Source organism: Streptomyces sp. NPDC005303 (assembly GCF_040607335.1).
Lineage (GTDB): Bacteria > Actinomycetota > Actinomycetes > Streptomycetales > Streptomycetaceae > Streptomyces.
Genome location: NZ_JBEXGM010000014.1, coordinates 109,834 through 128,410, shown reverse-complemented (window position 1 = coordinate 128,410; position 18,577 = coordinate 109,834). Strand labels below are relative to the sequence as shown.

The 18,577-nt window shown below is 68.7% G+C and carries 21 protein-coding genes; 16 read left to right on the top strand and 5 right to left on the bottom strand.

The genetic code is table 11. The features are described 5' to 3' along the window. Window positions 1–139: 139 nt before the first annotated feature. Window positions 140–502, bottom strand: a complete 363-nt coding sequence (locus tag ABZT93_RS21315; protein WP_356106536.1) for a DsrE family protein — start codon at window positions 500–502, stop codon at window positions 140–142. A 25-nt stretch (window positions 503–527) separates the two neighbouring features. After that, window positions 528–719, bottom strand: coding sequence for a hypothetical protein (locus ABZT93_RS21310; protein WP_356106535.1), 192 nt, complete (start codon window positions 717–719; stop codon window positions 528–530). Window positions 720–1,101: 382 nt separating this feature from the next. Between ABZT93_RS21310 and ABZT93_RS21305 the strand changes: the two genes are divergently transcribed. From ABZT93_RS21305 to ABZT93_RS21265, 9 genes are all read left to right on the top strand, one after another. After that, window positions 1,102–1,779 (top strand): hypothetical protein, encoded by a 678-nt coding sequence (locus ABZT93_RS21305; protein ID WP_356106533.1) that lies wholly within the window; start codon window positions 1,102–1,104, stop codon window positions 1,777–1,779. Next, window positions 1,776–2,741 (top strand): hypothetical protein, encoded by a 966-nt coding sequence (locus ABZT93_RS21300; RefSeq protein ID WP_356106531.1) that lies wholly within the window; start codon window positions 1,776–1,778, stop codon window positions 2,739–2,741. Before ABZT93_RS21305 ends, ABZT93_RS21300 begins: the two co-directional genes overlap by 4 nt. Continuing rightward, window positions 2,738–3,583, top strand: coding sequence for a hypothetical protein (locus tag ABZT93_RS21295; RefSeq protein ID WP_356106530.1), 846 nt, complete (start codon window positions 2,738–2,740; stop codon window positions 3,581–3,583). The genes ABZT93_RS21300 and ABZT93_RS21295 overlap by 4 nt, the downstream gene beginning before the upstream one ends. 214 nt (window positions 3,584–3,797) lie before the next feature. Continuing rightward, window positions 3,798–4,373 carry an FABP family protein gene (locus ABZT93_RS21290; protein WP_356106528.1) on the top strand — a complete coding sequence of 192 codons (576 nt, stop codon included), beginning with the start codon at window positions 3,798–3,800 and terminating at the stop codon, window positions 4,371–4,373. 307 nt (window positions 4,374–4,680) lie between these two features. Continuing rightward, window positions 4,681–5,352: a hypothetical protein gene (locus ABZT93_RS21285; RefSeq protein WP_356106526.1), complete on the top strand. Its 672-nt coding sequence runs from the start codon at window positions 4,681–4,683 to the stop codon at window positions 5,350–5,352. Beyond that, entirely contained in the window at window positions 5,345–6,946 is a 1,602-nt protein-coding gene (locus ABZT93_RS21280; protein ID WP_356106524.1) for an N-6 DNA methylase, read from the top strand. Before ABZT93_RS21285 ends, ABZT93_RS21280 begins: the two co-directional genes overlap by 8 nt. Further along, window positions 6,943–7,596: a restriction endonuclease subunit S gene (locus ABZT93_RS21275; RefSeq protein WP_356106522.1), complete on the top strand. Its 654-nt coding sequence runs from the start codon at window positions 6,943–6,945 to the stop codon at window positions 7,594–7,596. The genes ABZT93_RS21280 and ABZT93_RS21275 overlap by 4 nt, the downstream gene beginning before the upstream one ends. Before the next feature lie 21 nt (window positions 7,597–7,617). After that, the gene (locus ABZT93_RS21270) at window positions 7,618–8,055 is read left to right on the top strand and encodes a transcriptional repressor (protein WP_057608747.1); all 438 of its coding nucleotides are present in this window, start codon (window positions 7,618–7,620) and stop codon (window positions 8,053–8,055) included. A 10-nt stretch (window positions 8,056–8,065) separates the two neighbouring features. Next, window positions 8,066–9,031, top strand: coding sequence for a folate-binding protein (locus ABZT93_RS21265; protein ID WP_356106520.1), 966 nt, complete (start codon window positions 8,066–8,068; stop codon window positions 9,029–9,031). A 2-nt stretch (window positions 9,032–9,033) separates the two neighbouring features. On the opposite strand, the gene dtd is transcribed toward ABZT93_RS21265, so the two are convergent. Beyond that, window positions 9,034–9,459 carry a D-aminoacyl-tRNA deacylase gene (dtd, locus tag ABZT93_RS21260; protein ID WP_069765012.1) on the bottom strand — a complete coding sequence of 142 codons (426 nt, stop codon included), beginning with the start codon at window positions 9,457–9,459 and terminating at the stop codon, window positions 9,034–9,036. Between the two features lie 169 nt (window positions 9,460–9,628). Here dtd and ABZT93_RS21255 point away from each other — a divergent pair, with 169 nt between their 5' ends. Both ABZT93_RS21255 and ABZT93_RS21250 read left to right on the top strand, forming a co-directional pair. Beyond that, window positions 9,629–10,252 carry an aerial mycelium formation protein gene (locus ABZT93_RS21255; RefSeq protein WP_356106518.1) on the top strand — a complete coding sequence of 208 codons (624 nt, stop codon included), beginning with the start codon at window positions 9,629–9,631 and terminating at the stop codon, window positions 10,250–10,252. 70 nt (window positions 10,253–10,322) lie between these two features. Continuing rightward, window positions 10,323–11,573: a GNAT family N-acetyltransferase gene (locus tag ABZT93_RS21250; protein WP_356106517.1), complete on the top strand. Its 1,251-nt coding sequence runs from the start codon at window positions 10,323–10,325 to the stop codon at window positions 11,571–11,573. 211 nt (window positions 11,574–11,784) lie between these two features. On the opposite strand, the gene ABZT93_RS21245 is transcribed toward ABZT93_RS21250, so the two are convergent. Beyond that, window positions 11,785–11,970: a hypothetical protein gene (locus ABZT93_RS21245; protein ID WP_356023267.1), complete on the bottom strand. Its 186-nt coding sequence runs from the start codon at window positions 11,968–11,970 to the stop codon at window positions 11,785–11,787. 184 nt (window positions 11,971–12,154) lie between these two features. Here ABZT93_RS21245 and ABZT93_RS21240 point away from each other — a divergent pair, with 184 nt between their 5' ends. Beyond that, window positions 12,155–13,069, top strand: coding sequence for a GntR family transcriptional regulator (locus ABZT93_RS21240; protein WP_356106515.1), 915 nt, complete (start codon window positions 12,155–12,157; stop codon window positions 13,067–13,069). Between the two features lie 35 nt (window positions 13,070–13,104). Here ABZT93_RS21240 and ABZT93_RS21235 read toward each other — a convergent pair whose 3' ends face one another. Then, entirely contained in the window at window positions 13,105–13,293 is a 189-nt protein-coding gene (locus ABZT93_RS21235; protein ID WP_053851924.1) for a hypothetical protein, read from the bottom strand. Between the two features lie 168 nt (window positions 13,294–13,461). On the opposite strand from ABZT93_RS21235, the gene ABZT93_RS21230 reads away from it, so the two are divergent. The 4 genes from ABZT93_RS21230 to ABZT93_RS21215 all read left to right on the top strand — a co-directional run bounded on the left by ABZT93_RS21230 (window position 13,462) and on the right by ABZT93_RS21215 (window position 18,574). Then, complete coding sequence (locus ABZT93_RS21230) at window positions 13,462–14,340, top strand: winged helix-turn-helix domain-containing protein (protein WP_356106513.1); 879 nt, start codon at window positions 13,462–13,464, stop codon at window positions 14,338–14,340. 29 nt (window positions 14,341–14,369) lie between these two features. Continuing rightward, on the top strand, window positions 14,370–15,074 hold the full coding sequence (locus ABZT93_RS21225) for an HAD family hydrolase (RefSeq protein ID WP_356106511.1): 705 nt from the start codon (window positions 14,370–14,372) through the stop codon (window positions 15,072–15,074). Window positions 15,075–15,318: 244 nt separating this feature from the next. Then, window positions 15,319–16,203 (top strand): GntR family transcriptional regulator, encoded by an 885-nt coding sequence (locus ABZT93_RS21220; RefSeq protein ID WP_356106509.1) that lies wholly within the window; start codon window positions 15,319–15,321, stop codon window positions 16,201–16,203. A 178-nt stretch (window positions 16,204–16,381) separates the two neighbouring features. Then, window positions 16,382–18,574 (top strand): aminoglycoside phosphotransferase family protein, encoded by a 2,193-nt coding sequence (locus tag ABZT93_RS21215; protein ID WP_356106507.1) that lies wholly within the window; start codon window positions 16,382–16,384, stop codon window positions 18,572–18,574. Window positions 18,575–18,577: the final 3 nt, after the last annotated feature.

The window sequence follows — 18,577 nt, the reverse complement described above, 5'->3', positions numbered from 1 at the left end:
CCCCAGAGCGGCGGTGTTGTCGACGGACGGGTGGCCGTCGAGCGTGAGACTAATCGTGCCGGGTGAGGCGACCGCCGGATTGTCGATCAGCTGTGACAGTCCACAGGGCCGCCCGCCGCGGCTCAGTACCGGTGTCGGCTCAGTAGACGAGGGCCTGCGTCTCGTCTCCCAGCGCCTCCTGCACGAACACCTGCGCCCCCGCGATCCGTACGCCCTCGATGACGTCCTTCTCCGTGATCTCCCGGCGGGCCGCGCACTGGGTGCACAGCGTGACCCGGCCGCCCGCGAGGAGCGACTCGAGCAGGTCCGGCAGCGGGGCCGCGTGCGGCAGCTCGAACTCCGCGGCCCGCCCCGGCAGCGCGAACCACGCCGACTCCCCGGTCAGCCACAGCGAGACGTCCACCCCACTGGCCACGGCCACCGCCGCGACGGTGAACGCCTGCGAACAGCGCTCGGGGGCGTCGGCTCCGGCGGTCACCTTGATCACGAGCTTCTTCGCCATGCGGGCAGCGTAGTGCGTACGGCGGTCAGGCCGCCGCGATGATCATCGCCACCAGCCCCGCGATGCTGAGCGCGGTGAGCATGTCGGCGCCGACGCCGCGGGGGCGGGTGGCCGACTCGGGCGGCGCCGCCCGCTCAGGGGCCTCGCTCGAAAGCGGATACGGATCGTAGGGCGGCGGCAGGTTCCTGCGAGGTCCTCCTCCCGCTCGTGCCCGCACCGCAGACGGGCCACCAGGAACGGGCGGTCGGTCGCCGGGCACACCGAGCGACCGGCCCGCGCACGGTCGTTCGCCGCGCGGACCCGGCACATCAGCCGCTCCTGGTCGGTGGCCGGCCGTAGCGCCGCCGGATCGGCCTGCCACTCCCGGCCACTGCGGACGGGTCGCCGCATGGCGGTGTGACGTGGCGCAAGGGCAGCGTCTTCGTTGCGGATGTGCCCGGATCGTAATCAACCTTCAGTACAACTCCGGAGGTTGACCAGCGGTCTCCTGTGAGCGCGCATACGGAATGCGCGCTTCTCGTCTTGTGGGGGACGCGTTGGAAGTACCCGAGGTATCCGAAGAGAGAACCGGTGGGCGTCGCCGGGGTCGTACGACTCTCTTGATCGCCGCCGCGGCCGTACTCGGTGTCGTCGCCGGGAGCTGTACCGGATATCTGATCCAGGCCGACCGCGAGCCGACCAAGCTGCCCTCGCTCTCCCAGCCGACGCTCGCCCAGGCCAAGGGCCCCGCGCCCGAGCCGCTGTCCGCCGCCCGGGACCGCCGGGTGAAGACCGACGGCGACCTGCGGAAACTGCTGCTGAAGAAGCCGAGTGATGCCAAGGACGCCGCTTGGCTGGGCGACGACGACGGCTGGCTTGACCTGGCCGCGTACGCCGAGATCTACGACGATCCCGCCGAGGCGTTCAGATACCAGCTGGGTGACACCTTCCGCCGTGCGGCCGTCACGGGCTGGGAGAGCGGTGACAGGCGGGTGACGGTCCGCCTGGTCCAGTACCGGCAGGAGGAGTCCCTCGTGGCCGGGGACGAGGCGTCCGACGACCAGTACTGGGCGGAGAAGGAGGGCTCGATCCGTAGCTGGGCCATACCCGGCACCGGGGAGGGCAAGGCGTACGTGCACGACAAGCCCGACACCGAGCCCGGGTACCTGGCGGCCTACGGGGCGGAGGCCTACGCCTGGCGAGGTGACGTGGTCATGGAGATCCGGGTCTTCGACACCGAGCCGCTCACCAAGAAGACGATCATGGACCTCGCCGAGCGTCAGATGGAGCGGCTGTGAGTGAGAACGAGAACCAGCCGGTGCCGGCCGACCTGACGAAGCCGGACCTCGCGGCGGAGCACACCGACGCGCCGACGAAGGCGCCCGAGCCCGGTCCTGTCACGGCGGCCGAGACTCCCACCGAGCCGACCGAACCCCTGGCCCCCGTCACGCCGACGGAGGCCACCGGGACAGCCGTGCCCGTCGATCCGGCCGAGTCCATCGCGTCCCTCGGGCCCGCCCGCGCCTCCGCCCGGCGTCGTCGTGTCGCCGCTCTCCTGGGGTCGCTCGTGCTGGCCGTCGGCGTCATCGGCGGGGTCGGATACACCGTGGCCACCGTCGACGGCGCCGATCGTGACGCGGGAGCGCCGCTGTGGGAGTTCCCCAAAGCCACGCCCGAGACGGCGAAGCCCGCCTCGGCGAAGGGGCTCGCCGGGATGCTCGTGCCGTACGGCACCGACAGCTGGAGTCGAGGACCCGACATCGGGGAGTACGGCTACGACGCCCAGCTGAGCGGGGCCCGTGCGACCGCCCTGCGCAAGGAGTCGCTGAGCGGGCTGCCGCGCACCCAGCGCAAGGCGTTGGAGAAGCAGATCGACAAGCAGCGCCTCCAGGGGATCGCGATGCGCAGCTACCTCAGTTCCTTCTACGCGGAGCATGCCTCCGCGGTGACCATCGAGCTGTCCGAGCTGGCGAACTCGTCGGCCGTGCGCGAGCTCTCCGGCTACCAGGAGGAGCTCGTCGACGTGCTGGGCGCCATCCTGCGCAAGGGGCCTGCCATCAAGGGACACAAGGACGCCCGTTGCTTCCTGGCCCCTGAGGACAAGGACGAGAAGCTCGACTCGATGGTCTGCTTCGCCCATCAGGGCAACGTCCTGGTCAGCCTCACCGCGAACGGTCCGAAGCCGATGGAACAGAAGGGCGTCGCCATGCTGCTGCGCGAGCAGCTCGACCGCATCGCGGAACCGGGGGAGGCGGTATGACCGAGCAGACCGAGGCCGCTGAGTCCGCCCGGCCCACGGAGCCCGCACCCGCCGACGGCGAGCACCCGGGACCGGCCCGCAAGCCCCGCCGAGCCCTGCGCGCCGCCCTCCGCTGGACCACCGCCCTGCTCACCTTCGCGGCCTTCGCCACCGGGACCGCCTACGCCGTCGCCGGCCTGGAGCGCACCGACGTCCCCGGCCTGGCCACGCAATCGGACGGCCGCTGGGACTACCCCACACTCACGAAACCCCCGCTGCCCTCCGGCAGCCCCGGCCCCTTCGCGGACACGAACAAGACCGGTTCCCACTACGCCGACCTACGGCGGCTCGTGCTGCCCGCGCCGCACGGCGCGAGTGTCGACAAGGAGCTGGCCGGCACGGACGGCTGGCTGCCGACGAAGGACTTCCTCTCCCGGTACGCGGAGAAGGAGGACCGCGACGAACTCGCCCAGAAGCTCACCGACTACGGCCTCCGCCACATCGCGGCCCGCGGCTGGAGCACGCCCGACGGCACCCGCACCGCGGTCTACCTGCTCCAGTTCGACTCCGCCGCCGTGCTCGACGAGCTGACCCGCGAGCTCGCCCCGTACGACGGTCCCGGCCACCCGCTGCGCGGCGCCGTCGAATCGGTGGCCGACGAGGACTTCCCCGACGCCTCCCTGGTCACGAACGTCTCACGCGTCGCGTACGTCGAGAGCAAGCCGTACGGCAAGGATCAGACCCGCCACGCCTACCTGAGCGCCGGCGACGTCCTCGCCCTGGTGATCCAGGACCGCAAGGGCACCGTGAACCCCGTCCCCTTCCAGCAGACGGTGACCCTGCAGAGCCAACTGCTGGCGTGAGGAGGCCCGCACGGCCCCCCGGGCCCCGGCCGCGTAAGCTGGGGCCCGGCCCGTGTACATGCACCGCACTCCGCTCATCCGAGGAGCACCCCGTGGAGATCTTCTTCGAAGCCCTGCTGGTCCTGGTCTGCGTCGGCGTTCTCGCCTTCGCCGGACTGACCGTGAAGAAGCTGTACCAGGGCCAGCGCTGACCCCCGTCTAGGAACCGCCACTCATGATCGAGATCCCGTCCGACCTCCACAAGAACCTTGTTCCGCTCGCCTTCCTGCTCGGCAACTGGGCGGGCGCGGGCGTGCACGACTTCCCGGGCTCGGAGAAGTGCAACTTCGGCCAGGAGGTGACCTTCGGCCATGACGGCCGGGACTTCCTGGAGTACGCGTCCCACACCTGGGTGCTGGACAACGACGGCAACAAGGTCCGCCCGCTGGAGTCGGAGCACGGCTTCTGGCGCATCGACGCCGACCGCAAGGTCGAGGTGACGATGGTCCGCGACGACGGTGTCGTCGAGATCTGGTACGGCGAGATGGCCGACCAGAAGCCGCAGATCGACCTGGTGACCGACGCCGTCGCGCGTACGGCCGCCTCGGGGCCGTACAGCGGTGGAAAGCGCCTGTACGGCTACGTGAAGAGCGACCTCATGTGGGTCGGCGAGAAGCAGACCCCCGAGGTCGAGCTGCGCCCCTACATGTCGGCCCACCTGAAGAAGGTCGTCACCCCGGAGGAGGTCGAGCGCTGGGCCAAGGCCCTGCCCGACGACATGCCGGACGACGGGATCGCCTTCTTCAAGTAGCCGTTCACGTGGCGCACAGGGCCTTGCGGGCTTCTGCAGGGCCCTGTTTCGTTCCCTCGTAGGGGTTAACAGATTCAATTGCACGGCAATGCGCTTGCGGAGGGGGGCTCCTGCAGGCTACCGTTGACGCAACGCACGGGACCCCGGCCGCAATGACGCTGCGGCCGGGGTCCCGATAAGCCATGTCCTGAGTGGCATGCAAGCAGAGGCGATCCCAGAACGTTCGCCGTCCACGTTAGCACAGCACGTCATTTTCCGTGAGGAGTCATCGTCCCGGGCATCCGTATGCCCGGAAGGAGGGGGAACAGTGGTCGACAGGATGCCCGAGTGGGTCGAGCGGTTCGTCTCCGAGCCGCGCATGAAGCCCTATCTGCGTGCGGCGGGTGGGGACGCCGGAGCAGCGATGCGGCTGTACCAGTGGAACACGGAGGTGTCGAGCGCCCTGTACACCCCGCTGCAGTATGTCGAACTGGCCGTGCGCAACGCCCTGCACGGCAGTCTGGTCGACCAGTACGGCAGACGGGACTGGTGGACCGTGGCGCCGCTCGACCCGGCAGGGAAGGACCTCGTCGAGCGCGCGCGTGCGAAGTGCGGGCGGAACGAGGCTCGGCGGGCGCGGGAACAGCGGCGCCGGAAGCGGCCGGTCACCGTCGACGACGTCGTCACCGAGCTCACCTTCGGCTTCTGGGAGACCCTGCTGGTGTCCCGCTACGACCGGCTGTTCTGGGTGCCCACCCTGCACAGGGCCTTCCCGTACTACCGGGGACGCCGCGACGCCCTCCACGGCGACCTGCGCGCTCTCGTCCGACTGCGCAATCGCGTCATGCACTATGAGCCCGTCCACGGGGAGGATCTTGACGCCCACCATGCCAGGATCTACCGGGTACTGGAGGCCCTGAGCCCCGACCTGGCCAAGGAGGTGCGGGCGATGGACCGGATCCGGTCCGTTCTCGACGGCAAGGAGGATCCTCTTGAGTGACATCGGGGATGTGCTGGTCTCGCGCTCCGACATCGCCCGCCTGGCCGGAGTGCGGCGACCCGCCGTCACCAACTGGGAGCGGCGGCACCCGGACTTCCCCGTTCCTGTAGTGCCGCCCGCGGGGAGCGGGGAGCCTGAGGTGTTCCGCGCCGCCCAGATCCTGGACTGGCTTTCCGGCCGCACGATCCCGTCCAACGCGCTCCAGCCGGGAGAGCCTGCGGGGACGACGTACGGTGATCGCTTCCGCGCCGGCCTGGGTGGAGCACCGGCGGGAAGGCTCCGCGCGGCCGTCGAGCGGCTGGCGTGGCGGGACGCCGAGCGGGTGCGTGGTCAGCTGCGGATGTCCGACTACCTGCGTCTGTTGCTGGAGCTGGTCCATGTCCAGAGTTGCCAGGACGAGCGGTGGTCCCGCTATGTCGAGGATCCGCGGATCGCTCTGCGGGAACTGGGCGTGCCCGAGCACGGAGAACAGCCCCTGTCCGACGTCATCCGGTTCCTCGACAACAACCCGCCGGCGTCCCCTGACGAGAGCCGCGCCACTTTCGACCGCTTGCTCGAACTCTTCTGCGCTGTCGATGGCCGCGGCTCCGAGGAGTTCTTCACACCGAGGTCGGTGAGCCGTGTCATGGGGCGGGCGCTGGCGGCTCAAGGCCTCGCGAAGCGGCTGCACGACCCTTTCTGCCGTACCGGGGAACTGCTCTCCGCCTACCTGGACGCCGTCGGCGCGCACCACGGCGAGCCGCCGCCCTCGGTCAGCGGCCGCTCGCCGCGGGAGGACTTCCTGGGCCTCGCCCGGATGAACACCGAGCTGCACGGCGCGAAACGGCCCAGCTTCCTGCTGGGCCGCCTGTCCCCTGCACAGTACGGCGACCAGGGTGATCTGCCAGGGGCGTGCGACGTGGTGATCACCAATCCCCCCTTCGGGAGCGGGGGCGCCTGGCGGGACGCCCCTCCGGTGTACTGGCGGTACGGCACTTCCCGTTCCTTGGAGTTCGACTGGCTCCAGTACGTCGTCTCCCGCCTCGCTCCCGACGGCCGGGCCGCGGTCCTGATGCCCTCGGGGGCCGGCTCCCGGGGCGGCGCGGAGCAAAAGCTCAGGGCCGATCTGATCGAGGCCGGTGTCGTCGAGTGCGTGATGGCGTTGCCGGCGCAACTCTTCGAGCTGACCACGATCCAGACGCACATCTGGTTCCTGCGCCCCCCTCGCGAAGGCCCGGGCGAAGTGCTCTTCGTGGACGGGACGAACCTCGGAAGCATGGCCACCAGGACGCGTCGGGTGCTGTCGGACGAGGAGATCGACGGCCTCGTCGGTGCGTACGCCTCCTGGCGCGCGGCCGAGAAGCACGGCACGGGGTACGCGGACGGGCCGGGCCTCACTCGGGTGGTGGCCGCCGCGGAGATCGCGGTCCGTGACCACCGGCTGGAACCCACACTGTACGTACGGGACGACCTTCCCGCGCCGGGTGCCCTCGATGCTCCGGACATCGCACGGGATCTGCTGGCGAAGCTGTCCGCGCGGCTGAGGGAACTGCAGGAAGAGGCGCGCGCCGCCGACGGCCGGGCGGAGAGAAGTCTGAGGAGGTACGGCCTGTGACGGTCGCGAGCGACAGCCCGAAGCCCCTGCCCGCGGGCTGGCAGCAGTGCACGCTGAGGGAACTGTGCTCCCTTCAGGTGGGCCCGGCGGTCAAGGGCGAGGAGCGCACCGACGCGGCGGCAGGTGTTCCGCTCGTGCTGCCGAGGGACGTCGTCCACCAACGGATCACGCCCGTCGAAAGCGTCGGTGTCGTCCCGAAGAAGGCACACACGCTGCAGAAGTACCTTCTCGCTGAGGGAGACGTACTCGTCATCCGGACCGGCACGGTCGGGCGGTGCGCCCTGGTCACCGGGGAGCACGACGGCTGGCTTTATCACGCGAACCTCTTCAGGCTCCGGCTCGACGGCCCGGACCGTGATCTGGCCGCCTATCTCGTCGGCTATCTGAGTGCCGGTTTCGCGCAGAACTGGATGCGTAAGCGGTCGGCCAGCGCCGTGATCCCCTCACTGAGCATCCGCGAGTTGGGCGAACTGCCGGTGTTCGTCCCCCCTCCCGGCGAAAGACAGGCCATCGGCGAGACCCTGGCCGCTCTGGACGAGAAAATCCGCGTACACACCGAGATCGCCCAGGCGACGAGTGAGTACCGCAGTGCTCTCGCCGATCTGCTCATGACGGGCGCTCTGGCCCTCGAACATGACGGCGGTCGGTGACGGCGCCCTAGACTTGGCCATGTGGTGAGCACCGACTGGAAGAGCGACCTCAGGCAGCGCGGCTACCGGCTGACGCCGCAGCGCCAGCTTGTCCTCGAAGCTGTGGACACCCTGGAACACGCGACCCCCGACGACATCCTCACGGAAGTGAAGAAAACGGCGTCGGGGGTCAACATTTCCACGGTCTACCGGACCCTGGAGCTCCTGGAGGAGCTCGGTCTGGTCAGCCACGCCCACCTGGGGCACGGGGCGCCGACGTACCACCTCGCCGATCGCCACCACCACATCCACCTGGTCTGCCGCGACTGCCAGAACGTCATCGAGGCGGACATCAAGGTGGCCGCCGACTTCACCGCGAAGCTCCGGCAGGAGTTCGGCTTCGAGACCGACATGAAGCACTTCGCGATCTTCGGCCGTTGCAAGGACTGCTCTCTCAAGGCTTCAACTACCGAGTCGTAGGCTTAGTCATATGAAGAGCCCTCTGCTGTCCCTGCCCGGAGCCGTCCCCGCCGAAGGTGTGGACGAAGGCGTCGCCGCGCACTACGGCGACCTGTTCCGTGAGCAGCGCGCCCTCGCCGAAGGCACCGGATTCGTCGACCTCTCGCACCGCGGGGTCGTGTCCGTCACCGGCGAGGACCGCCTCAGCTGGCTGCACCTGCTGCTCACCCAGCACGTCAGCGACCTCCCCACGGGCCAGGCCACCGAGGCGCTGATCCTCTCCGCGCACGGCCACATCGAGCACGCGCTGTATCTCGTCGACGACGGCACGACCGTGTGGGCACACGTCGAACCCGGCACCCAGGACGCGCTGATCGCCTACCTGGAGTCGATGAAGTTCTTCTACCGGGTCGAAGTCGCCGACCGCACCGACGAGTTCGCGGTCGTCTTCCTTCCCGCCGGTTCCATCGCCGAGGTGCCGCAGGGGGTGGTCGTACGCGAGACGCCGTACGGCCGCGATCTGTTCCTGCCGCGTGCGGATCTGGAGTCGTACGCCGAGAAGGCCGGTCCCGCGGCGGGTCTGCTGGCCTACGAGGCGCTGCGGGTCGAGCAGCACCGCCCCCGCCTCGGCTTCGAGACCGACCACCGCACCATCCCGCACGAGCTGGGCTGGATCGGCACGGCGGTACACCTCCAGAAGGGCTGCTACCGCGGCCAGGAGACCGTCGCCCGTGTGCAGAACCTCGGCAAGCCCCCGCGGCGCCTGGTCTTCCTGCACCTGGACGGCAGCGAGGTGCACCTGCCGCCCGCCGGGACCGACATCCGGCTGGCGGACGAGGGGCCCGACGGCCGCAAGATCGGTTTCGTGACCACGTCCGTACGCCACCATGAGCTCGGCCCGGTGGCGCTCGCCCTGGTCAAGCGGAACGTCCCCCTGGACGCCCGGCTGCTGGCCGACAGCACGGCGGCGGCCCAGGAGGCGGTCGTCGAGCCGTAGGCTCACATCTCCAGCAGGACGGTGAACGGGCCGTCGTTCGTCAGGGACACCCGCATCCGCGCGCCGAAGCGCCCGGTGGCCACCGTCGCGCCCAGGGCGCGGAGCTGGGCGACGACCTCGTCGACGAGAGGCTCGGCGATGTCGCCGGGGGCGGCCGCGTTCCAGGTGGGGCGGCGGCCCTTGCGGGCGTCGCCGTACAGGGTGAACTGGCTGATCACGAGCAGCGGGGCGTCGATGTCGCTGCACGACTTCTCGTCGTGCAGCATCCGCACCGACCAGAGTTTGCGGGCGAGTTGGGCCGCCTTCTCCTTGGTGTCCTCGTGCGTGACCCCGACGAGGACGCACAGTCCCTCGCCGCTGATCTCCCCGACCGTCTCACCGTCGACGACGACGCTCGCGCCGTCCACCCTCTGCACCACTGCACGCATGCGCCCCATCATGCCGGTCCCGCGGCAAGGGCCCGTGTTCGGGTTTGTATTTGATCCTTAACCCCCCATCTGGGGCCGTTCGGGGCCGTTCGGGGGCACTCGGTCACATAGCGGCCACTTGGGGTGGGACGATGCTTCCACACGCCGGTCGAGGGGACGGTAGAGGCGCATGAGCACACCGAGTACCGGGCAGCATTTCGGGCCCGTCCGCGTTGCCCACAGGGCGGAGCCGGAACCACCCCGGCCGCCCGCGCAGCGTACGGACAGCCCACAGCTGCCCTCCGACCCACCCGAACAGGACCTCGCCACGCTGAGCCTGCCCGAACTGCGCACCCTGCGCAGGGACGCCCAGCGGGACGAGGCCGACCTCAGCTATGTCCGGCGGCTGCTGCAGGGCCGTATCGACATCCTTCGCGCGGAGCTGCTCCGCCGGTCCCCGACGGGCTCGGTGCCCGACCGGCTCCCGGAGGCCTCGGTGTTCGAGCGGCTCCCGGAGATCCTCACCGACGCCCCGGCCCGGCACCGCTCCTCGGCCCGCCATGTCAGGCTGGGCACCCCGCTCAGCGAGGAGTACCGGCTACTGGCCGCCGAGATGCTCGCCGAGGTCGAGCTCTCGGACCTCTGCGCGCGGACCGACCTGGAACTGAGTACCGCGATGGGCCGGCTCGTGCGGTACGAGCAGCAGGTGTCGGGGCGACGGCAGCGGCTGCAGCGGACGGCGGACGAGTGCAGCGGGGAGATCGCCCGGCGGTACCGGGAGGGAGAGGCGCAGGTGGAGGATCTGCTGACCTAGCAAGCGTGCGGCCGTCCGGGGTGCGGAAAACGGCGCGACACCTCCCACCCCGCCCGCCTACCGTGACCACATGAGCGCCCCAGCCGACCTGGCCGTCCGTCCGATCGCCGAGGCCGAGTACCCGGAGTGGCTGCGTGCCCTGCGGGCCGGGTTTCTGCGGGAGCCGGTCGTGTCGGCGGCGGAACTGGAGGCCCGTAGGGGACAGTTCGAGCCCGGCCGGTACATCGGGGCCTTCGACGGGGACCGTTGTGTGGCGACCTTCCGTTCGTTCGATCAGGAGGTGACGGCGGTCGGGGGCCGGCTCGTGGCCGCCGACGCGATCTCCGGCGTCACCGTGACCGCCACCCACCGCCGACGCGGTCTCCTGACCCGCATGATGAGCGAGGACCTCGCCGCCGCGAGGGAGCGCGGGGACGTCCTGGCCACGCTGATCGCCGCCGAGTACCGGATCTACGGCCGTTACGGCTTCGGCCCCGCCACCTCGGGCACCGAGTGGACGATCGATGTGCCGCGCGCCGGCCTCGACCCCCGCGGCCCGGATCTGGACGGCGGCCGTATCGACCTGGTGGACCCCGACGAGGTACGCAAGCTCGGTCCCGAACTGCACGACCGGATGCGCCGGGCCACGCCCGGGGCGATCAGCCGGGACGACTGGTGGTGGCGGCTGAACACGGGCGCCGTGCGCACCGAGCCGGGGTGGACCGAGCCGTTCTTCGCGGTGTACCGGACTGCGGACGGCACGGTCGAGGGGCTGATGGCGTACGACGTCGACGACAAGTGGGCCGACACCATGCAGCCGTCGAACACGGCGAATGTGCGGAGCCTGATCGCCTCGACCCCGGCGGCCGAGCGCGCCCTGTGGCACTACCTGTGCTCGATCGACTGGGTCATGCGGGTCAAGAGCGGCTGGCGGGCCCCCGACGACCTGCTCCCGCACCTCCTGCCTAACCCCCCGGCGGCCGGGATCACCATGCATGCGGACTGGCTGTGGGTGCGGATCCTGGACGTCGTACGGGCCCTGGAGGCGCGGACGTACGAGGGGGAGGGGGCGCTGGTGCTGGAGGTCGTGGACGGCTCCGGGATGACGGGCGGCCGGTACCGGCTGGAGGCCTCGCCCGAGGGAGCTTCCTGTACGGCGACCACCCGGAGCGCGGATCTCACGCTGGACGTACGCGAGTTGGCGACGCTGTGGCTCGGGGACGAGTCCGCGGTGCGGCTCGCGGCGCTGGGGCGGGTGCGGGAAGAACGAGCGGGCGCCGGCCGGGGGGCCGACGCCCTGCTGCGTACGTCCAGGCGACCTTGGTGCCCGGACATGTTCTGACGCTCCCTTCTGGCGGGGGCGGGCGGACGGTGTTCCTGGTGGTGCTTTCGCATCCGTAGCGAGCTGTTCAGTTGTGGCTGTGCGAGTGGGTGCAGCCGAGGCTGCTGTTCAGTTGTCGGTGTTCAGTTGTGGCTGTGCAGACCGACCGGGCTCCCGGCTCCCCTCCAGGGGGGAGCCCGGTCAGCCGGATCCTGGGCCCGGCGGGCGGGCGTCATCCGGACTGGGCGAGCAGCATCACGAGGATGACCGCTCCGATGCCGCCGATCGCGACGTTCTTCGACTTGACGCCGATGGTCAGCGCGAGGAACGCGATGATGCCCATCGCGCCCCACTTCCACTGGACGAGCGCTTCGAAGCCGACTGCGAGGGAGGCGATGGCGACAGCGATGAACGGCATGACGGTCCCCCTTCGGGACGGTGGCACCTGTTGACCGTCGAGTTGGCCAACCCTGTGAAGTTTTGACCATGTTTCTCAAGGTTGACCAAGTTGGCGACCAACTTCACTGTACTTATCTCCGTTTGGATGCGGCTCATAACCACCTTCCAGTGAACTGCCCAAAGATGGCGGGAAGTTGTAGGGTTTGGTCGTGGACCCGAAACACGCCCCCGTCAATGGACGGAAGAGGTCGCAGCGGCCACAGAGGACACATCGCGAGGTGGCCGACGAGCTCCGCGCCCGGATCCGGTCCGGCACGCTGCGGGCAGGTCAGCGCATGCCGACACAGGCGCGGCTGGCCGACGAGTTCGGCGTCGAACGGGGGGTCGTACGGCAGGCGCTGTATCTGCTGCAGACGGAACACCTGCTCACCAACGTCTCCAAGGGCAGCCCGGCGACCGTCGCCCCCGACCTGGGGCTCAGCGGGGCGACCGCCGGCCCCGGGGCCGCGCCGCAGCCCACGATGGTCACCCTCGGTCCCCGGATCGCCGCCGCCTTCGCGGCCTCGCACGTCGAGATAGACGCCCTGTGCCTGACGTCGGTCTCCCTCAACCTCGCCATCGGCGAGGGACTGCGTCAGATCCACGCCGGACGACTGAATCCGGCCAAGATCGACGTCCGTGTCCTGCTGCCGGGCCGGGACGTCGACCTCGCCTTCCCGGTGCGGGTGGACGGCCGCGACGGCGACCCGGTCCACGAGCGCTGGCTGGCCCAGCGCAACGCGCAGGGGCAGGTCCTCCAGCACAACCTCCTGGCCCTGCGCGCCACCCACGGCATCGACGTACGCGTCACCTTCCGCGCCCTGCCCTTCACACCACCGGTGAAGCTGTACCTGCTGAACGGTATGGAGGCGCTCTTCGCGTACTACACGCTGACCCGCCGCAGGGAGGAGATCGACGACGAGCACCTGGAGTTGTACGACTCCGAGGGCACCCAGTCGATGCTGTTCGCCTTCGAGCAGGGGGCCGGCCTGCGGGACACCACGTTCGTGGAGCAGTCCCACCTGTGGTTCAACGCACTGTGGGAGACGATCAGTTCGGAGCTGGCGCTCACGAACTGAGGTCTCCCACAGGGGCGGATCCCGGTGTGCTCGGGTCATAGGGCGGGTCCCGCGACCAGCAGGGCGAGCACCACGGCCCCGGTCGAGCTGATCGCGGGGTTCTTGGCCTTGATACCGATGGTGAGCAGGAGCATCCCGATGATGCCGCTGGCACCGTACTTCCACTGCAGGGTCTGCTCGACGCCGACGACGAAGACGGCGGAGAGGAGAGCGAGGGCCGGCATGGTGGTTCCCCCTTCGGGCTTCGTGCGGGCGAGGCGGGCAGTGCGGAGGCAAAACTTCCACCAACTCAAGTAAGTTGGCAACCAACTCTAACTATGTTGTCCCCACTTGGTGGCAGTTGATAAACAACTTCGGAACAACTCCCCATAGATGGATTGGAGTTGTAACGTTTGGTCGTGACCCAGGAGAACGTGGCAGTGAACGGCAGCAGAAGGCTCTCGCCCCAGGAAATCGCCGACACCCTGCGGGAACGCATCCGCACCGGCGATCTCAAAGCCGGCGACCGCCTCCCCACCCAGGCCGAACTCGCGGAGGAGTTCGGGGTGGAACGGGGCGCGGTCCGCCAGGCCCTGCGCGCGCTGCAGGACGACGGGTTGCTCAGCAACGTGAGCAAGGGGAGTCCGCCGCGGATCGCGGAGGTGCCGGTCACTCAGGGCGGCCCGCAGCCGACGATGGTGGCCCTGGCACCCCGCCTGGCCGACGCGTTCGCCGGCCCCAAGGTCCGGATCGACGCGGCCTGTCTCACGGCGGAGACGCTGATGGTGGCCCTGAGCGAACCGGTCCGCCTCATCCACGAGGGCCGGATCCACCCCGAGTCCATCGACGTCCGCATCCTGCTGCCCTCCCGTGACATCAACCTGGCCTTCCCGGTGCCGGTCGAGGCCCCCGACGACGACAACCCGGTCCACCAGCGCTGGCTGGAGATGCGCAACGCCCAGGGTCACGTCCTGCGCCACAATCTCCGTTCCCTGCGCTCCTCCCACGGGATCGACGTCAACGTCAGGTTCCGGGCGCTGCCGTTCACCCCGCCGGTGAAGCTGTACCTGCTCAACGGCGTGGAGGCGCTGATCGCGTACTACATGGTCGCGCGCCGGGAGGAGGCCACCGACGCGGGGATGCTCGACATGTACGACGTCCTCGGCACGGAGTCCCTGCTCTTCTCCTTCGACAGGAACTCCGGCGAGCGCGACGCCGCGTTCGTCGATCAATCGCAGAAGTGGTTCGACGCCCTCTGGGAAACCATCACGACGGACCTGACACTCTCCTAGTGACTCCTGAGACGACGCACACTGAACCGGTGACAGCACAGACAGCACGACTCGCATCACTGGTCGCCTCCGCTCGGTACGTGCTCTGGGACCTGGACGGGCCGATCTGCCGGTTGTTCGCGAGGTATCCGGCGCCCCAGATAGCCGGTGAACTGGTCGCCAAGATCGACCAGTTGGGCATGGGCGGACTGCTGACCGAGCAGGAACGATCCAGCGAGGACCCGCACGACACCCTGCGAGCCTTCCACGAGCAGCGTCCGGGCAGCGATCTGGTCCTCGAACTGGAGGAGTGGCTCACCCGGCGCGAACTGGACGCCGTTCCCGGGGCGTTTCCCACCCCGCACACCGATCCGCTGATCAGGACGTGGTGGTCGTACGGCGTGAGGTTCGCCATCACCACCAACAACTCCGCCAAGGCAGCGGCCGCGTATGTGGAGAGCCGCGGACTGTCGGACTGCTTCCCCTACGTCTACGGCCGCACGCCGAATCTCGATCTGATGAAGCCGAACCCGCATTGCCTGGAAGAGGCGATCAAGGCAATGGGAGCCGTTCCCTCGGGCACGCTGATGATCGGCGACGCCACGACCGACCTCGATGCCGCGCGCCAGGCGGGGGTCGCGTTCCTGGGCTACGCGCGTAACGAGGACAAGGAGCGGTTCCTGAGGGACGCCGGGGCCGAGGTGGTCGTGAGCTCCATGAAGCAAGTGCTGGACGTCCTGCGCACCCGGTCCTGAGGTGTCGCCGCTCCCTGCATGTAACCGGTCCACCATGTCGTCCACCCGCCGTCCACTTTGATAAGACTGATCAATAGCGGTCCAATTGGACTGATCTCTTCAAATCTGGTTGTGCCCTGACTGGTTGATCGTCTAACCCCCAAGCAAATATTGGGCTGTTGGCCCGACGGGCTGGACTGCCTGTGGACCAAAAGCGGGCCGCCACTTCGGTTTGTGTGCGCGGTGAAGGAGGTACGGTCGCGGTGTGAGCGAAGAACGCGGAAAGGGAGCCACGATCCTGGCGACGCTGCGGTCCCGGATCTCCGGCGGGGACTACCGGCCGGGTTACAACCTGCCCCCGCAGCGCGCTCTCGCCGAAGAGTTCGCGGTCTCGCGCGACACGATCCAGCGTGTCCTGGAGGAGCTGAAGACCGAGGGCTGGATCGAGTCCCGACAGGGCAGCGGCTCGAAGGTCCGAGTGACGCTTCCCATCCACGTGACGACGCAGCCGAAGGTGCCCCCTGGCCGTATAGCCCTGGGGCCTTTCGTCGACCGCGCCTTTGCCGAACCTGCTGTGGAGCTGGACGTCTTCACGTTCACGTCGGAGAGCCTCGACACCCACATGCGGCTCCAGGCCGAGAGGATCCGCAACGGTCAGATCGTCGCACCGGAGCGCATCGCGCTTCGGATACTGCTGCCTTCCGACGACACCGAGCTGCCGTATCCACGGGCCAGAGCGGCCAAGAAGTCCGCCACCGAGGTGACGGAACTGGACCGGATCCTGCAGGTCCGGACGCGGGAAATCATCCGGAGGCATACCTCTTCCCTGCGCAATGCCCTACGCAACCTCAAGACAGACGGTCTGGTGCCAGACGTGGATGTGCAGGTCCGTGAGGTTCCACTGGTGCCGACGCACAAGCTGTATCTACGGCGTGGCGTCGAGGGGCTGATCGGCCCGTACAAGATCGTGGAGCGCAGGATCCTGATGGACGACGACACGGAGATCGACGCCTGGGACGTCCTGGGACTCGGCTCGACCCTGATACGCCTCGTCCATGACGAGGGTGACCCCAACGCCGTCGGATCCGTTTTCATGCAGAGCTGGCAGGAGTGGTTCGACTCCTGCTGGCACCGCTATGACCTGCCTTGATCGTGTTCGTTGTTCGTCCATGACCTCGAACGGTGTGAGGCCAAGGAGTGAAGACTGTCTCAGGTGGGTAGTCAATTCCGAATAACGCCCGTGTCAGGTGTTACTTGGGCACTACAGTGTGGTCCTCTCGTGCTGCGCATGAAAATCGGAGGCGCTGCATAGTTGCTCAGGAGTGCCTGTGGGTGTTCCATCCGGGCCCGCTGCCGCGTTCGCGGGGCGGGCGGTCCGCGAGGCGCTCGGCGAACTGGTCTCCCACGCCCGGTCCCAGGGGAAACTCACCCGTGGCCATCACAACCTGAACTACATTGTTCCGCCCCCACCCTGGCTTGACGGGCTGGCGGATCTCAAGTTCGTCATGGTGCGCGAGCGTCAGCGCTCCGCGTTGCCCGTGGTGATCCGGACCTGGCAGGACGAAGCGGCGATCCTCGAGGCGATCGGCGGGGTCCTTCCCCACGTACCCCGGTGCCTGTTGAAGTACGGCGACATCGCGGTCATGAGCTATGTCGACGGCGTGCCCCTGTCGAGCGTCTGCCCCAACGGCAAGCCCGTGGACCAGCATCTGGTCCGGGCCCTGGCCGAACTGCTGGCGGACATGACGCAAGTCGGCCGCAAGGAACTGCCTCCCCTGCCGCAGTCCTGGCCCCGGTCCAGCCGGGACAGCCGGGCTTTTCTGCGCACACTGGCCCTGGCCACGGAGACACAGGTCCGTCAGCGCAACTGGCACCGGTTCGGCGGTCTGTTCGCGATGCTCGGCATCCCCGAGGACGCCATGGTGCGGTTCGCCGAGCGCGTGCCCGCGATGATCAGCCGCCCTTTCAGCCTCCTTCACACAGATCTGCACCGCGACAACGTCATCGTTTCGTACGAGGCCGGCCCGCCGTTGATCTGCGTGGACTGGGAGTTGTCGAGCTACGGCGATCCGCTGCACGATCTCGCCACCCATCTGGTGCGCATGGGTTACCCGCCCGGTCAGTGGGACGAGGCCGTCGAGGCGTGGCGCTCGGCGATGATGTCGCGGCGCCCCAAGGCGGTCAACGGCCTGGAGCGCGACCTGCGGCACTATGTCGCCTTCGAACGCGCCCAGTCGGTCTATCCGGACGTGATGCGTGCCGTGACGTCCCTCGGAGCGTCGTTCGACCAGAAGGATCTGGACGCCGCGACCGAGGCGGTGTACTGGGCCTTGCAGGCCGCTGAAGAGCCGTTGCGGCTGAAGAGCGTGCCGGACGAGAAGGCCATCGAACGTATCCTCTTCCGCTGGAACGTCTCACACGGCAAGCGTCACAGCCGTGACCGCGCGGTGTCGTCCATCTCCTGGGTACGCGATCAGCGGGTCCCCGCGCATCCGGCGTTCTCCGAGTCGGCCGTGCAGGAAGCCCTTTTCGAGGAGGGGGCTGCTCTGGCCGACCGGGTGTTCAAGGGGACGGCACACCTCAGCACGGCGGTGCGCGTGGAAGGCGTGCCGTACCCGGTGATGGTGCGGCGCAAGGTGGGAACCGCCAACTCCCGGGAGCGCCGGTTCCTGAACGAGCACGTCGTGCTGCGGGCGATCGAGGACTCGGGCGTGGCGGTGCGCGCGCCGCGCGTGCTGGCACTGGGGACCAGTGAACTCGGAGACCAGTTCACCATCCACTCCTTCGAAGGGCCGGAGGGGGAGATCCAGGCTCCCGATCACCCCGAGGGTGGCCTTCTGCCCCACGAGGCGGACGACCTCGTCAACCAGCTCCACGCCCTCACACAGATCGACTGCACGAAGCTGACGGACGACTCGTACGCGCCGGGCAGAGGGTTCCACGAACAGCTGTGTGACGAGCTGATCCGGATGGTGTCGGGCCTTCCGAAGGAAACGCTTCAGCTGGCGGGGCAACTCGGGCTGCCCACCAGCGGCTTCCGTCTCGAACAGATCCTCCGTCGGCACACGGTGACTCCTCGACGCTCGGTGCTTCTGCACGGAGACCTCAATCCGTGGAACATGATTCGCCGCGAGGACGGGACGGGTCTGACCCTGATCGACTGGGAAATGGCGATGGTGGGTGACCCCCTCTACGATCTTGTCCGCCACATGCACCTGACGCCTACTCTCCCGGAGATCCGTACGCGCATGTTCGACCGGTGGGCGCAGCTCCTGCCGGAGGACTGCACGAGAGGATGGCGTCTCGACTGGCGCGTGTACCGCTGGATCGAGACGGTGCGCTCCGCCTATGTGGACCTGGACCGGCTGATGACCCGCGACAGCCTCGACGCACCCAATGTGAGCCGTGCTGTGGGGACATATGCCATGACCCTGACCGCGGCGACCGCGACACTCGGTCTGCGGGCCAAGCTGACGACCAATCCCTATCTGGTCCTCGCCCTGCCGCACGGAGACCACTGAGGA

What these genes read in the sequence shown, in the direction of transcription:
- ABZT93_RS21255 (WP_356106518.1), top strand. Translation starts at nt 9,629, where the DNA reads ATGAGCACACCGAGTACCGGGCAGCATTTCGGGCCCGTCCGCGTTGCC.
- ABZT93_RS21245 (WP_356023267.1), bottom strand. Translation starts at nt 11,970, where the DNA reads ATGCCGTTCATCGCTGTCGCCATCGCCTCCCTCGCAGTCGGCTTCGAA.
- ABZT93_RS21315 (WP_356106536.1), bottom strand. Translation starts at nt 502, where the DNA reads ATGGCGAAGAAGCTCGTGATCAAGGTGACCGCCGGAGCCGACGCCCCC.
- ABZT93_RS21250 (WP_356106517.1), top strand. Translation starts at nt 10,323, where the DNA reads ATGAGCGCCCCAGCCGACCTGGCCGTCCGTCCGATCGCCGAGGCCGAG.
- ABZT93_RS21235 (WP_053851924.1), bottom strand. Translation starts at nt 13,293, where the DNA reads ATGCCGGCCCTCGCTCTCCTCTCCGCCGTCTTCGTCGTCGGCGTCGAG.
- ABZT93_RS21265 (WP_356106520.1), top strand. Translation starts at nt 8,066, where the DNA reads ATGAAGAGCCCTCTGCTGTCCCTGCCCGGAGCCGTCCCCGCCGAAGGT.
- ABZT93_RS21295 (WP_356106530.1), top strand. Translation starts at nt 2,738, where the DNA reads ATGACCGAGCAGACCGAGGCCGCTGAGTCCGCCCGGCCCACGGAGCCC.
- ABZT93_RS21290 (WP_356106528.1), top strand. Translation starts at nt 3,798, where the DNA reads ATGATCGAGATCCCGTCCGACCTCCACAAGAACCTTGTTCCGCTCGCC.
- dtd (WP_069765012.1), bottom strand. Translation starts at nt 9,459, where the DNA reads ATGCGTGCAGTGGTGCAGAGGGTGGACGGCGCGAGCGTCGTCGTCGAC.